This window comes from Uliginosibacterium sp. H1, from assembly GCF_036017065.1.
GTDB lineage: Bacteria > Pseudomonadota > Gammaproteobacteria > Burkholderiales > Rhodocyclaceae > Uliginosibacterium.
In genome coordinates this window covers 908,259-922,093 of the sequence record NZ_JAYXHR010000001.1, presented here as the reverse complement: position 1 = coordinate 922,093, position 13,835 = coordinate 908,259, and the positions used below count along the sequence as shown (strand labels likewise).

General features: G+C 67.0%; 10 protein-coding genes. 6 read left to right on the top strand and 4 right to left on the bottom strand.

Going from position 1 to position 13,835, the window contains the following annotated elements; all coding sequences use genetic code 11:
- Nucleotides 1-21 precede the first annotated feature (21 nt).
- The 6 genes from VVD47_RS04195 to VVD47_RS04170 all read left to right on the top strand — a co-directional run bounded on the left by VVD47_RS04195 (nucleotide 22) and on the right by VVD47_RS04170 (nucleotide 8,208).
- Nucleotides 22-390 (top strand): YkgJ family cysteine cluster protein, encoded by a 369-nt coding sequence (locus VVD47_RS04195; RefSeq protein ID WP_327602143.1) that lies wholly within the window; start codon nucleotides 22-24, stop codon nucleotides 388-390.
- A gap of 110 nt (nucleotides 391-500) precedes the next feature.
- Complete coding sequence (metG, locus tag VVD47_RS04190) at nucleotides 501-2,621, top strand: methionine--tRNA ligase (protein ID WP_327602142.1); 2,121 nt, start codon at nucleotides 501-503, stop codon at nucleotides 2,619-2,621.
- A gap of 31 nt (nucleotides 2,622-2,652) precedes the next feature.
- Nucleotides 2,653-2,883 carry a hypothetical protein gene (locus tag VVD47_RS04185; protein ID WP_327602141.1) on the top strand — a complete coding sequence of 77 codons (231 nt, stop codon included), beginning with the start codon at nucleotides 2,653-2,655 and terminating at the stop codon, nucleotides 2,881-2,883.
- Between the two features lie 53 nt (nucleotides 2,884-2,936).
- Nucleotides 2,937-4,583 carry a SulP family inorganic anion transporter gene (locus VVD47_RS04180; RefSeq protein WP_327602140.1) on the top strand — a complete coding sequence of 549 codons (1,647 nt, stop codon included), beginning with the start codon at nucleotides 2,937-2,939 and terminating at the stop codon, nucleotides 4,581-4,583.
- On the top strand, nucleotides 4,567-4,896 hold the full coding sequence (locus VVD47_RS04175; RefSeq protein WP_327602139.1) for an acylphosphatase: 330 nt from the start codon (nucleotides 4,567-4,569) through the stop codon (nucleotides 4,894-4,896). Before VVD47_RS04180 ends, VVD47_RS04175 begins: the two co-directional genes overlap by 17 nt.
- Before the next feature lie 204 nt (nucleotides 4,897-5,100).
- Nucleotides 5,101-8,208 carry an EAL domain-containing protein gene (locus VVD47_RS04170; RefSeq protein WP_327602138.1) on the top strand — a complete coding sequence of 1,036 codons (3,108 nt, stop codon included), beginning with the start codon at nucleotides 5,101-5,103 and terminating at the stop codon, nucleotides 8,206-8,208.
- Between the two features lie 15 nt (nucleotides 8,209-8,223).
- Here VVD47_RS04170 and VVD47_RS04165 read toward each other — a convergent pair whose 3' ends face one another.
- The 4 genes from VVD47_RS04165 to dnaE all read right to left on the bottom strand — a co-directional run bounded on the left by VVD47_RS04165 (nucleotide 8,224) and on the right by dnaE (nucleotide 13,701).
- Nucleotides 8,224-8,697, bottom strand: coding sequence for a WbuC family cupin fold metalloprotein (locus tag VVD47_RS04165; protein ID WP_327602137.1), 474 nt, complete (start codon nucleotides 8,695-8,697; stop codon nucleotides 8,224-8,226).
- Nucleotides 8,698-8,757: 60 nt separating this feature from the next.
- A complete protein-coding gene (locus VVD47_RS04160) occupies nucleotides 8,758-9,282 on the bottom strand; it encodes a hypothetical protein (RefSeq protein ID WP_327602136.1) in 525 nt (174 codons plus the stop codon).
- A gap of 98 nt (nucleotides 9,283-9,380) precedes the next feature.
- Entirely contained in the window at nucleotides 9,381-10,058 is a 678-nt protein-coding gene (locus tag VVD47_RS04155; protein ID WP_327602135.1) for a hypothetical protein, read from the bottom strand.
- 124 nt (nucleotides 10,059-10,182) lie between these two features.
- Nucleotides 10,183-13,701 carry a DNA polymerase III subunit alpha gene (dnaE, locus tag VVD47_RS04150; protein WP_327602134.1) on the bottom strand — a complete coding sequence of 1,173 codons (3,519 nt, stop codon included), beginning with the start codon at nucleotides 13,699-13,701 and terminating at the stop codon, nucleotides 10,183-10,185.
- Between the last annotated feature and the right edge of the window lie 134 nt (nucleotides 13,702-13,835).

The following is a 13,835-nucleotide window of genomic DNA, read 5'->3' as shown; positions in this document are numbered from 1 at the left end:
GACGCCTTTTCACCTCTGGTTATGAGCACAGTCGAAATCCCGGGTGCAGCCCCAAACCCCTGCACGGCTTGCGGCGCCTGCTGTACGCGCTTCCGCGTCTCCTTCTACTGGGGCGAGGCGGATGACGCGCCGGGCGGCACGGTGCCGGTCGCGCTGACCGAGCAGGTGAGCCCCACGATGCGTGCGATGCGACGCGATCCGGTGAGCCAGCGCTGCGTGGCGCTGGGGGGCGAGCCGGGCAGTTGCGTGAGTTGTCGCATCTACACGCAACGCTCCAGCACCTGTCGTGAGTTCGATGCGCGCGAGCCGGATGGCAGCGTGAATCCCCGCTGTAACGCGGCGCGGGCGGGCATCGGCCTGCCGCCGCTGGTGGCCTTGACGCTTGCCTGACGCTCCGCTGGAAACTGCCTGTCGGCATCAGTGTCCGTGACCCGCAAGGGGTCGGCGGGCTAAAATCGCGGCTTCCCGCTTTGCCGCAGTCTTCTGCAGAACATCCCCCCATGAGCACGCCCGCGAAAAAACGCGAGATCTTCGTTACCAATGCCCTGCCGTATGCCAACGGCGACATCCACCTCGGCCACCTGGTGGGTTACATCCAGGCCGACATCTGGGTGCGCTTCCAGCGCATGCGTGGCAACACGGTGCATTACGTGTGCGCCGACGACACCCACGGCACGCCCATCATGCTGCGTGCCGAGAAGGAAGGCATCACGCCGGAGCAGCTGATCGCCCGCGCCCACGGCGAGCATGCGCGCGACTTCGCCGACTTCGGCGTCGCCTTCGACAACTACCACTCCACGCACAGCCCGGAAAACCAGCAGCTGGCCGGCGAGTTCTACGGCCGCCTGAAGCAGGCCGGCTTCATCGCCACGCGCGCCATCGAGCAGTTCTACGACCCGGTGCGCCAGATGTTCCTGCCGGACCGCTTCATCAAGGGCACGTGTCCGAAGTGTTCCTCGCCGGACCAGTACGGCGACAACTGCGAGGTCTGCGGCGCTGCGTACGCACCGACCGAGCTGAAGAACCCGTACTCGGCGGTCAGCGGCGCGACGCCGGAGCTGCGCCAGTCGGAGCACTATTTCTTCAAGCTGTCCGACCCGCGCGCGGTGGACTTCCTGCGCCAGTGGACCGCCGGCTCGGTGATGCCCGCGTCCGCCGCCAACAAGATGCAGGAGTGGATCGGTGGCGACGGCGAGAACAAGCTGTCGGACTGGGACATCTCCCGCGACGCGCCGTACTTCGGCTTCGAGATTCCGGACGCGCCGGGCAAGTACTTCTACGTCTGGCTGGACGCGCCGATCGGCTACCTCGCCAGCTTCGTGAACTTCGCCGGCAAGCACGGCGGCATCGATGTGTCGCGCTTCACCGATCCGGCGAAGGCCGCTGCCGAAGGGACCGAGATGGTCCACTTCATCGGCAAGGACATCCTGTACTTCCATGCGCTGTTCTGGCCGGCGATGCTGCACTTCGCTGGCTACCGCACGCCCACGCAGCTGTGCGTCAACGGCTTCCTGACCGTGGACGGCGCCAAGATGAGCAAGAGCCGCGGCACCTTCATCACCGCGCGCAGCTTCACCGAGCAGGGCCTCAACCCGGAATGGCTGCGCTATTACTACGCCGCCAAGCTGAACGCCAACATCGAGGATCTGGACCTGTCGCTGGACGACTTCATCGCCAAGGTGAATTCGGACCTGGTCGGCAAGTTCGTGAACATCGCCAGCCGCTGCGCTGGTTTCATCGCCAAGCGTTTCGACGGCAAGCTGGGCGAGAGCGACGCGGCTGCGCTGGCGCCGTTCGGTGCGGACGCCGTGGCAGCGGTGACGCAGGCGTATGACAACCGCGACTTCAGCCTGGCGCTGCGCGAGATCATGCGCCTGGCGGACCTCGCCAACGTCTACGTGAACGACGAGAAGCCCTGGGAGCTGGCCAAGGACCCGGCGCAAGTCGAGCGCCTGCACCGCGTATGCAGCACGGCGCTGAACCAGTTCCGCGTGCTCACCGTGCTGCTCAAGCCGGTGCTGCCGGCGCTGGCCGCGCAGGTGGAGAGCTTCTTCGGCGTCGCGGCCTTCGGTTGGGACGACCTGTCGCAGGCGTTGCCGGCCGGCCACGCCATCAACACCTATCAACACCTCATGACGCGCATCGAACGCAAGCAGGTCGATGCGCTGCTGGAAGCCAACAAGGAGTCGCTCGTGAGCGAAGCACCGAAGACCGCGGAAACCGCCGCCATTGAAACCGTTGCCGCCAAGGCCGGCGTGGAGGTCGCGCCGGAGATCAACATCGACGACTTCGGCAAGATCGATCTGCGCGTGGCGAAGATCGTCTCTGCCGAGCATGTCGAAGGCGCGGCCAAGCTGATCAAGCTGCAACTGGACATCGGCGAGGTGGTGGACGGCCAGCCGCGCGTGCGCCAGGTCTTTGCCGGCATCAAGAGCGCCTACGATCCGGCCACGCTGGTCGGTCGCCTGACCGTGATGGTGGCGAATCTCGCGCCGCGCAAGATGAAGTTCGGCATCAGCGAGGGCATGGTCCTCGCCGCATCGGATGAAAGCGGCGAAGTGCCCGGCCTGTTCGTGCTGTCGCCCGACTCCGGCGCACAGCCCGGCATGCGTGTGAAGTAAGCGCCCCATGCTGGGCCCCGGTCGCCGCCGCATGACCCCCACGCCCGGCATGGTGGTGTGGCTGGTGCTGGATGCTTTCGGCATGTTGCTGCTGGCTTCTGGCGGCTACTGGTTGTTCTACGACAAAGCCCTGCTGATCGAGGGTTGGCCGGGCGGTACATTCGGTGCGATCGTCTGCGTGGTGCTGGGCTTCGGCCTGATGCTGCAGGCCGTGGCAAAGCTGCTGGCAGCCTCGGCCAACCACACAGCGCCACCGTCATGAGTGGCGCGCATGATGCCGGACGGCCTCCTTCCATCTAGGTGACGCACAGGGTGATGCATCGCTTCCGACCCAAGCTGATCGAATCGCTGCACGGTTATACGCGCGAGCAATTCGGCCAGGATGTCGCGGCGGGCATCACGGTAGGCGTGCTGGCCTTGCCGCTGGCGATGGCCTTCGCGATCGCCAGCGGCATGAGCCCCACCGCAGGCATCTGGACCGGCATCGTCGGCGGCCTGCTCATCTCCCTGCTTGGTGGTTCGCGGGTGCAGATCGGCGGGCCGACGGGCGCCTTCATCCCCATCGTGTATGGCGTCGTGGCGGCCCACGGTGTCGACAACATGCTGGTGGCCACCATGCTGGCAGGCGTCCTGTTGCTGGCGATGGGGCTGGCGCGGCTGGGCAACCTGGTGCGGATGATTCCCATCGGCGTGGTGATCGGCTTCACCAACGGGATCGCGGTCGTCATCTTCCTGTCGCAGATCCGTGATTTCCTCGGCCTGCAGGGGGAACTGCCGGCCGAGTTCTTCGCGCGCATGCAGGCGCTCGGCCAGGCGCTGCACACGACGCACTGGCCGACTTTCGCACTCGGCCTCGCCGCGGTGGCCTGCATCCTGTTGTGGGAGCGCGCGGCGAAACGCTGGCGGCTGCTCGCGCGGTTTCCCAGCCAGCTGGTGGCGCTGGTGTTGGGCACCCTTGCCAGTGTCCTGCTGAACCTGCCGGTGGAGACCATCGAGGCGCGCTTCGGTGGTATCCCGCAGGGCGTGCCTATGCCCGGCTTGCCGGCGTTCTCCATCACCTCGCTCGGCAGCCTGTTGTCACCGGCTCTGGCAATCGCCTTGCTGGGGGCCATCGAATCCCTGCTGTCGGCGAGGGTGGCGGACACGGCCATCGACGACCGCCATGATCCCAACCAGGAACTGGTGGGGCAGGGCATCGCCAACCTGGCCGCGCCGCTCTTCGGCGGTTTCGCGGCCACCGGCGCGATGGCCCGCACGGCGACCAACGTTCGCGCCGGGGCGCGTACGCCGGTGGCCGGCATCGTGCATGCGCTGCTCCTGTTGCTGATCGTGCTGGTGGCGGCGCCGCTCGCCGGCTACGTGCCGATCCCGGTGCTGGCGGCCATCGTGGTGGTGACGGCGGTGCGCATGGGCGAGTGGCACGAGTTCGCACGCCTGAAACACTTCTCGTGGAACTATCGCACCGTGGTGCTCTCCGCCTTCGTGTTCACGGTGCTGTTCGACCTGACCATCGCGGTGGAGATCGGCATGATCCTGGCCTGCCTGTTCTTCATCTACCGCATGCAGGACCTGACCAGCGTGGACATGCGTCCGGCGGCCGACATCCCGGGTGGCGTGCCGGCCGGGGTGCAACTGGTGTCCCTGCGTGGCTCGTTGTTCTTCGGCGCGATTGCCAGGCTGGATGCCCAGCTCGACCCGGGACGGATAGCGGGCCGCGTGCTGGTGCTGGACCTGCACGAGGTGCTCAACATCGATACCTCGGGGGTGGATTGGCTCAATGCCCTGCGCAGGGGCCTGGCCCGGCGTGGCATCGGTCTGGTGGTGTGCGCGGCGGGTCGCCAGGTGCAGTCCCTGCTGCAGCGGTCCGGTTTTGCCGCGCAGCTCGGCGGCGACCGCTTGCTGCCTGACCTGCCCGCAGCGCTGGCGCGGGCGAAGGAGGATCTGCATGTCACCTCGGACTGAAACGGACAAGGCGCCGCCGGATGCCATGGTGACCCGGCACCTGAGCATCCGCGGCCTGGTGCAGGGGGTCGGCTTCCGCTGGAGCATGGTGCAGGCGGCGCAACGGCTGGGCGTGTCCGGCTGGGTGCGCAACCGTCGCGATGGCAGCGTGGAGGCCCTGATCCACGGGCCGCACATCGAGATCGCGGCCCTGATCGACTGGGCACGCAACGGCCCGCCGGGTGCGCGGGTGGAGCAGGTGACCGTGGAGGACTCCCCGGCGCCGGCCACACCCGAATTCCGCCTGCAGTTCGTGCAGCGAGATACCGCCTGAAGCACTGCCGGCCGTGGCTGCACAGCTTCCGTGCGAAGCTTAGGCGGTCGTCATCGGCAGGGCGTTTTTCACGACCGGCGGCCATGCCGTTCCGGCCTCGTGCGCCGAGCGCGCAGAATGCCCTCCCCAAGGACTTTTGTGGGGTCGCTCCGGACCCGGTGACGTGTTAGTGTCCTGCCTGATTTGCACAGGTAGCTGAGACGCATGCAGGGGCACAAACTGTCAGCGGAGTGCGCGCGGGGGGCAGGGCGATACGGTGGGCTGAAACACGCCCTGACCGTGCTGGCGGCCGCCCCGGCGACGGCGTTCGCGCAGGGCTCCTGGCGCGAGCTGTCGGACAGCGGCTGGTCGGCCTTCTTCATCGGGACGTCCCTGGTCCTGCTGGCCGTGGCGTCGCTGATGTATCGCCGCCAGCTCTCCCTCGCTTCGCGCCGGCTGCGTGCGCTCCAGTTGTCCGAGGAGCGCTACCGGGTCATCGTCGAGGGCACCAGCGTGGTGGCCTGGGAGTACGACGTGGGCGCCGACTGCTTCACCTACGTGTCGGCCCCGGGCGAGGGCCTGCTGGGCTTCCAGCTCACCCAGTGGTACCAGTCCGGCTTCTGGCGTTCGCGTATCCATCCCGAGGACGTGGCACAGGCCATGGCCTTCCTGCGGGACCAGTCCCGGCCGGATGCCGCCCACGAATGCGAATACCGCCTGCTGCATGCCGATGGCCGTGAAGTCTTCGTGCGCGACCTGCGTACGCCCATCGTCGGCTCCCGCAGTCATGCGGTCGGCATGCGCGGCATCTTCGTCGACATCACTTCGCACAAGGCTTCCGAGGCGGCGCTGGAGGAAAGCGAGGCGCGCTTCCGCAGCATGTTCGAACAGGCCGCGGTGGGCGTGGGCCTTTGCGAGCTGACCGGACGTTACGTGCGGGTCAACCAGCGCTACTGCGAGATCACCGGCTACCCGGCGGCGCTGCTGCAGCAGCGCGACTTCCGCGACATCACCCACAGTGACGACGTCGAGCCCAACGAGCGGCTGCTCGATGAGCTGGTGCTCGGCAATCGTGAAACCTATTCCGTCGAGAAGCGGATGATCCGCGCCAACGGCGAGGTGGTGTGGGTCCGGCTCACGATGTCGCTGGTGAAGGCCCGCAACCGTGCCGCGGGCCAGTTCATGGAAGTCATCGAGGACGTGACCGCGCGGCGGCAGGCCGAGAACGAACTGCGCGAGAGCGAAGGGCGCCTGCGCACGGTGCTGTCGGCGATGCGCGAGGGCGTCATCATGCGCGACGCCGGTGGCCGGGTGATGATCGCCAACGCCGCCGCGCGCCAGATCTACGGACTGGGGCCGGAGGAACCGTTCCCGCCGTTGTACGACTCGGTGATCGTGAAGTATCTGCACGAGGATGGTTCGCCGGGCTCCATCGACGAGCTGCCCAGCTCGCGGGCCATGCGCCTGGGTCGTGCGGCCTCGTCGGTGGTCGGCGTCGAGCGCCGCGACGGCAGCAAGGTGTGGTTCGTGTCGCGTGCCGAGCCGCTGCCTCGCGATTCGCAGAGCGGCCTGCATCCGGTGGTGCTGACCCTGTCCGACATCACCGCGCAGCGCCGTGCCGAGGAAGAGTTGCGCCTGGCCGCGACCGTGTTCGACAGTAGCGTGGAGGCCATCATGATCACCGATGCGCAACTGCGCATCCTGTCGGTGAACCGGGCCTTCAGCGACCTCACCGGCTTTGGCTCCTCCGAGGTCATCGGCAACACGCCGGACATGCTGTCTTCGGCGCGCTTCGAAACCGAACAGTACGAAACCGTGTGGGGGGAGGCGCGCCGGCGTGGCTCCTGGCAGGGCGAGATCTGGCAGCGCCGTCGCGACGGCACCGAGTTCCCGGAGTGGCTGTCGATCAGCGTGGTGCGCGACCACGCGGACATCGTGACCCACTTCGTCGCGGTGTTCACCGACATCACCGAGCGCAAGGCTTCCGAGGCGCGCATCGCCTTCCTGGCCCACCACGACCCGCTGACGACGCTGCCCAACCGCACGCTGTTCCAGGATCGCCTGGAACAGGCGCTGGGCCGCGCCGAGCGCAACGGGCAGATCGCGGCGCTGCTGTTCCTGGACCTCGACCGCTTCAAGACCATCAACGACTCGCTTGGCCACCTTGCCGGCGATCGCCTGTTGCAGGCGGTGGCCGAGCGCCTGACCCAGTGCGTGCGCGACACCGATACCGTGTGTCGCCAGGGTGGCGACGAGTTCCTCATCGTGCTGACCGACATCGGCGACACGGATGTGCCGGCACGGGTGGCGGAGAAGATCCTGCGACGCCTGTCCGAGCCCTTCGAGATCGATGGTCACGTGCTGGGCACTTCTTTCTCCATCGGCATCGCCGTGTTCCCGAACGACGGCCGCGATACCGATGCGTTGATGAAGAACGCCGACACGGCGATGTATCACGCCAAGGAGAGCGGGCGGAACACCTACCGTTTCTTCACCGAAGCGATGAATGCCAATGCGCTGGAGCGCCTGCAACTGGAGAACCAGTTGCGCCAGGCCCTGGACCGTGGCGAATTGCTGCTGAACTACCAGCCGCAGGTCGACCTGGTGACAGGTGACGTGGTGGGGGCGGAGGCGCTGATCCGCTGGCAGAGCGAGGCCCTGGGCTTCGTGCCGCCGGGGCGTTTCATCTCGATTGCCGAGGAGTCAGGGCTCATCGTGCCCATCGGCCGCTGGGTGTTGCGGCAAGCCTGCATGCACGCGAAGGAATGGCAGCAGGCCGGCCTGCCGCCGGTAGCGGTGGCGGTGAACATCTCGGCCCTGCAGTTCCGCCGCGATGACATCGTCGAGAGCGTGCGCAGCGTTTTGAACGAGACCGGCCTCGATCCGCGCTGGCTGGAACTCGAACTCACCGAGTCCCTGCTGATGCAGCACGCGGAGGAGGTGCTGGAAACCGTGGAGCGCCTCAAGGCGCTGGGCGTGCGCCTGTCGATCGACGATTTCGGTACGGGCTATTCCTCGCTGTCCTACCTCAAGCGCTTCGACGTGGACCGCCTCAAGATCGACCAGAGTTTCGTGCGCGACGTGGTGGACGACCCGGATGACGCCGCCATCGTGCGCGCCATCATCCAGCTCGGCCGCAGCCTGAAGCTGGATGTCATCGCCGAAGGCGCGGAGGCGCGTGCGCAGGTGGACTTCCTGGTGCGGGAGGGCTGTCGCGAGGCGCAGGGCTACTATTTCTGCCCGCCGGTCACGCACGAGGTGTTCATGGCTGTGCTGACCAAAGGCATGGCGTCGCGCACCGCCGACCTCAACGCCACCGGCATGCTGGCCTGAGCTTGGTCGTGCGGCTCAGGCCGCGAAGTGCGCCTGCAGGCCGGCCAGATAGCTTGTAACGCCTTCGCTGCCTTCCGTCGGTGCCCAGGTCGCTCGCTCCGCGTCCACCAGGGGCCGGTATGGCCCCAGCTTCACCTCGAAACAGATGGTGCCGGCCTGCAGGGCGCAGATGCTGTGCCAGGTGTTGCACGGCAGGTGGTAGCCCGTGGTCGAGCCGCCGGCGTCCAGCCTCACGCAGTGTTCGACGTGCCCGGCATCGTCGAACACCAGCACGCCGACGCTGCCACGCAGGATCAGCAGGGTTTCGTCATAGCCGGGCGTGAGGTGGCGATGCGGCATGACGTAGGAGCCGGGCTCGATACCGATCAGCAGGCGCTGGACCGGTTCATCCATGCTGGCGTGCAGGTTGCGATGGCTGCGCAGGCGTGGCGAGCCAGCGGCCGCTGTACTCAGCGCATCAAGCAGGTCGCGATCGAAGAAGGCGGGCAAGTGGAGGCTGTTGCAGGTTGTCACTGCCGGCGCAGCTGTGGAAAGCGCCAGGCCTGGCGATCAGTAACTGAAGGTCGCGCCGAAGGTGACGTAGGGGTTGAAGCGCATGCCGCCGCCCTGGCTGTCGGGCTTGAGGCCGACCGAGGGCACGCTCAGGCAGCTGACATCGGCCGAGCAGTTGCCGCTTCCCAGCAGCATGGTGCCCATCTCGGCCGACAGCCGCCAACGGCTGTTTTCCGTGACAGCGCCGCTCCAGCCGACGCCCACGTAGGGGGTGGAGAGGCGGCCGAACAGGTCGGATTCGCCGGGCGCGCGGTAGAGGTGTTCCTGCCGGTCGCGCCAGACCATGCCGAGCGACGTCCGCAGGCCTTCGCCGAAGGGTTTCCAGGAAGCCGCCAGCCAGGACGAACCCAGAGCATTGCCGTCCTCGCCCTGGCTGACCCCGGGAACGCCCCCGCTACCCAGTTCGAAGCGGCTTTCACCCTCCTTGCTGTCGACCGGCACACGCAGGCCCTGGCCGTGGGCCAGGCCGGAGAATGCGGCGATCAGGAGAAGGAGGGCAGGCGTGCGCATGGGGGGAAACATACCGGGTACCTGTATGAATCATAGATCGCGCAGGCCGGCGGGCGGAAGGCGGAATATCCCGGGTTTCCCGCCACTTGTCATGCGCGCCGGCCCGGGGCTCAGAAGCCGATGGTGATGCCGATGTTGAGCACCGGGTACCACTTGGCGTTCTTCAGGTCGTCCTGCAGCTTCTGTTGCTCGGCGGCGACATTCGAGCGCAGGGTCTGGCAGTCCGAGGCGGACAGGCCGGCGCCGCAGGCGACGTTCAGGCTGCTGCTGGGTGTGCCCATGTACATCACCCCCAGGTCTGCATAGAAGTTCACCCCCGCGCCAGCGACGGTGCCCCAGCCGATGCCCAGGTACGGCGCCACGGAGTTGCCGGACTTGATCTCACCGTCCAGCGAGCCGATCTGGCTGGCCGAGTAGGTCTGCCCGTTGATGACGTAATTCCCGTTGGTGGGGCGGCCATTCACCTTTATGCGGTTGCCGTTGGGGATCAGGCCTGCGGTCAGGCGGAACGGCCCGGGCAGCGGGCTCCAGTCCAGGAAGGCATTGAAGTTGGACAGGCGGATGTCGGCGTCGTAGCTGACGTCCGTGTCGTCCAGCGTCGTGTTGTAGGTAGCGTAGGAGTAACCGAGGCGGGCCGACAGCGTCGGAATGAGTTCAAAGGCGACGTCGCCGCCCAGGCCGGTGGTGCCGATACGGACGCCGGCACCCGCCGCGTGTGCGGGGGCGGTGGCAGACAAGGCCAGCATCAGCGTGCCGGCATATATGACGCGGGTACGGGACAGCTTCATGGTGATGTCTCCTCGTTGTCTGTGGGCCAACGGATACCTGAACGGCATTCGGGCACGCAACTGTAGCATCAACCGTCGAAGCGGCCGGCGGGGCGCAGCGGCGCCACGCCCGCGCACGGCCCGGCTAGTTGTAGATGATCTCCACGCCGTCCTGGCTCAACCACTCCCGCAGGTTTTCCAGCAGTGGCTCGTCCAGGCGGACGGTCCAGCGGTCGGACAGTGGCAGGTCGCCCTCGGCGCTACCGTTGCGGTAGCGCACCCGTACCGGGCAGGCGCCCTGGTCGCGCGGGGCGGCATGGGCGGATAGCAGGCCCTGCAGGTGGTCGGCGGCCTTGCGCGGGCCACCGGTCTTCGCCACCTCGCCGTTGATGCGCAGGGCCAGGCCGCGGGCGAAGCGGCCGCGGGCTTCGCCCAGGCTCATCACCTTGTCGGCGACCACGCGCAGGCCGCCGGAGAAATCGTCCGGGCTGACCTTGGCTTCGATGATCAGCACCTCGTCGGCCTGGATCTTGTTCTTGTTGGCGTCCAGCACTTCGGCATAGACGGTCACGTCCAGCGGCGCGCTGCCGTCGTCCAGCGTCACGAAAGCCATCTTGCCGCGCTGGCCCATCTTGATGCGCACGGCGGACACCACGCCGGCGACCTGTTGCGGCTCGCGGCGCGGCTCGACCCTGGACAGCGGGGTACGCACGAAGCGGCGCACCTCTTCCTTGTAGGTGTTGAAGGGGTGGCCGGACAGGAAGAAACCGATGGCGGTCTTCTCTTCCGCGAGCTGCACCTTCTCGCTCCAGGGCTTGGCGTCGATGTATTCCGGGGCGATGGCGGACACTTCGCCGGGCGCGTCGAACAGCCCGCCCTGGCCGGCGCTGGCGGCGGCCTGTTCGGCGGCTTCCATGGCGATGCCAACGCTCATCAGCAACTTGTTGCGATGGGCCTTGCCGTCCGGTGTCAGCGGCGCGATGGCATCCAGTGCACCGGCACGTACCAGTGCCTCGACGGCACGGCGGTTGACGGTGCGGCGATCAACGCGGCCGCAGAAGTCGAACAGATCCTTGAAGGGGCCATCCTGGCGCGCGGCGAGGATGGAGTTCACCGCCGGCTCGCCGACGCCCTTCACCGCGCCCAGGCCGTAGCGGATGGTCTTCGGGTCGGTCGGCTCGAAGCGGTAGTTCGAGTGGTTCACGTCCGGCGGCAGGACCTTCACCTTGTTGGCGACGGTGTCCTCGAAGAAGATCTTCACCGTGTCGGTGTTGTCCATGTCCGAGGACATGGTGGCGGCCATGAAGGCCGCGCAGTGATGCGCCTTCAGCCAGGCGGTGTGGTAGGTGACGACGGCATACGCGGCAGTGTGCGACTTGTTGAAGCCGTACTCCGCGAACTTGGTCATCAGGTCGAAGAGCTGTTCGGCGAGCGCGGGGTCGTAGCCGAGATTCTTCGCGCCGTCCGCGATGGTGGCGCGGTGGGCGGCCATCTCCTCCGGCTTCTTCTTGCCCATCGCCCGGCGCAGCATGTCGGCACCGCCCAGCGTGTAGCCGCCGATGATCTGCGAGATCTGCATCACCTGTTCCTGATACACGATCACGCCGTAGGTCGGCTCCAGGCAGGCTTTCAGGTCCGGGTGGAAATAGTCGATCTCCTGCTTGCCCTGTTTGCGCAGGATGAAGTCGTCCACCATCCCCGAGCCCAGCGGGCCCGGACGGTAGAGCGCCAGCACGGCGATGATGTCCTCGAAGCGGTCCGGCCCCAGCTTCTTGAGAAGCTTCTTCATGCCGTCCGATTCAACCTGGAAGATCGCCGTGGTGTTGGCGTCCTTCAGGATCTGGTAGGCGGCCGGGTCGCCGAAGCCCAGCGACATCAGGTCCGGCCGCGCGCCGGTCTCGCGCTCCACGTACTGCAGCGCGAGTTCGATGATGGTGAGGTTGCGCAGGCCGAGGAAGTCGAACTTCACCAGGCCGATGGCCTCCACGTCGTCCTTGTCGAACTGTGAAACCGGCGTGGCGTCCTCGCCGTCGGCGATGTAGAGCGGGCAAAAGTCGGTGAGCCTGCCGGGCGCGATCAGCACGCCGCCCGCGTGCATGCCGACACCGCGGGTCATGCCTTCCAGCGGCAGCGCCAGGTTCCACAATTCGGTGATGGACTCGCCGTCGTTGGCGTCGTTCATCATGTCGCCGATGCCGGGCTCCTGCTCGCGTGCTTCCTCCAGCCCCAGCGGCTTGTTCTGCACCACAGGGATGAGCTTGGACAGGCGGTCGCACATGCCGTACGAGAGATCCAGCACACGACCGACGTCGCGCACCACGGCCTTGGAGGCCATGGTGCCGAAGGTGGCGATCTGGCTCACCGCGTCCGCGCCGTAGCGGCCACGCACGTATTCGATGACGCGGTAGCGGTTGTCCTGGCAGAAGTCGATGTCGAAGTCGGGCATCGACACCCGTTCCGGGTTCAGGAAGCGCTCGAACAGCAACGCGTATTCCAGCGGATCGAGGTCGGTGATCTTCAGCGAGTAGGCGACCAGCGAGCCGGCGCCCGAACCGCGGCCGGGGCCGACGGGCACGCCATTGTTCTTCCCCCACTGGATGAAGTCCGCCACGATCAGGAAGTAGCCGGGGAAGCCCATCTTGATGATGGTGTCGGTCTCGATCTTCAGGCGTTCGTCGTAGCGCGGGCGCTGCTTCTCGCGTTCTTCCGGATGCGGGTAGAGCTGCACCAGGCGCTCTTCCAGGCCGCGCTGCGCTTCCAGCACCAGGAAGTCGTCCAGGCTCATGCCGTCGGGTGTCGGGAACAGCGGCAGGTAGTTCTTGCCCAGCGTCACCGACAGCGAGGCGCGCTTCGCGATCTCGACGGCGTTTTCCAGCGCTTCCGGAATGTCGGCGAAGAGCTCGACCATCGCGGCCTGGCTCTTGAAGTACTGCTCCTCGGTGAAGCGCTTCGGGCGGCGCGTGTCGGCCAGCACATGGCCCTGCGCGATGCACACCCGCGCCTCGTGGGCCATGAAGTCCTCGCGCTTGAGGAACTGCACCGGGTGGGTGGCTACCACCGGCAGTTCCAGCTCGCCGGCGAGGTGCAGGGCCTGCTGCACATACTGCTCGGTGCCGGCGTGGCCGGCGCGCTGCACTTCGATGTAGAAGCGATCGGGGAAGCGCTGCGCCCAGTCGCGCGCAAGCTCCGTGGCGCGTTCCAGGTTGCCGGCCGCCAGCGCACCGGCGATGTCACCCTGCATGGCGCCGGACAGGCAGATCAGGCCGGCGGTGGTGGTCGTGTCCAGCCACTCCTTGCGCAGCTCGGCCCGGCCGCGATGCTTGTTCTCCAGGAAGCCGCGCGTCAGCAGCTCGCAGATCTGGCGATAGCCTTCGCGGTGCAGGCAGATCAGCAGCACGCGCCAGGGTTTGTCGCGGTCGAGCTCGTTGGTGATCCAGGCGTCCACGCCGATGATCGGCTTGATGCCCTTGCCGCGGCAGCCCTTGTAGTGCTTGACCATGCCGAAGAGGTTGGCGAGGTCGGAGATGCCCAGCGCCGGCATGCCTTCCGCCGCGGCGGCGGCGATCGCATCGTCGATCCGCACGATGCCGTCCTCGACCGAGAACTCACTGTGCAGGCGAAGATGGACGAAGGCGGGAGCGTGGGGCAGGAGTGCGGCAGTCATGGCCGGCATTTTACGTTGCCCGACAGCCCTCCGGTGACCATCACTCACAGCCTGCCATTGCGGGGTGCCGGCTTGCCACTGGCATTGATGCAGGGCAACGGAAACGCGTGGATTGCAGATAGAATGCCGGGCAG

What these genes read in the sequence shown, in the direction of transcription:
- VVD47_RS04195 (WP_327602143.1), top strand. Translation starts at nt 22, where the DNA reads ATGAGCACAGTCGAAATCCCGGGTGCAGCCCCAAACCCCTGCACGGCT.
- metG (WP_327602142.1), top strand. Translation starts at nt 501, where the DNA reads ATGAGCACGCCCGCGAAAAAACGCGAGATCTTCGTTACCAATGCCCTG.
- VVD47_RS04185 (WP_327602141.1), top strand. Translation starts at nt 2,653, where the DNA reads ATGACCCCCACGCCCGGCATGGTGGTGTGGCTGGTGCTGGATGCTTTC.
- VVD47_RS04180 (WP_327602140.1), top strand. Translation starts at nt 2,937, where the DNA reads ATGCATCGCTTCCGACCCAAGCTGATCGAATCGCTGCACGGTTATACG.
- VVD47_RS04175 (WP_327602139.1), top strand. Translation starts at nt 4,567, where the DNA reads ATGTCACCTCGGACTGAAACGGACAAGGCGCCGCCGGATGCCATGGTG.
- VVD47_RS04170 (WP_327602138.1), top strand. Translation starts at nt 5,101, where the DNA reads ATGCAGGGGCACAAACTGTCAGCGGAGTGCGCGCGGGGGGCAGGGCGA.
- VVD47_RS04160 (WP_327602136.1), bottom strand. Translation starts at nt 9,282, where the DNA reads ATGTTTCCCCCCATGCGCACGCCTGCCCTCCTTCTCCTGATCGCCGCA.
- VVD47_RS04155 (WP_327602135.1), bottom strand. Translation starts at nt 10,058, where the DNA reads ATGAAGCTGTCCCGTACCCGCGTCATATATGCCGGCACGCTGATGCTG.
- dnaE (WP_327602134.1), bottom strand. Translation starts at nt 13,701, where the DNA reads ATGACTGCCGCACTCCTGCCCCACGCTCCCGCCTTCGTCCATCTTCGC.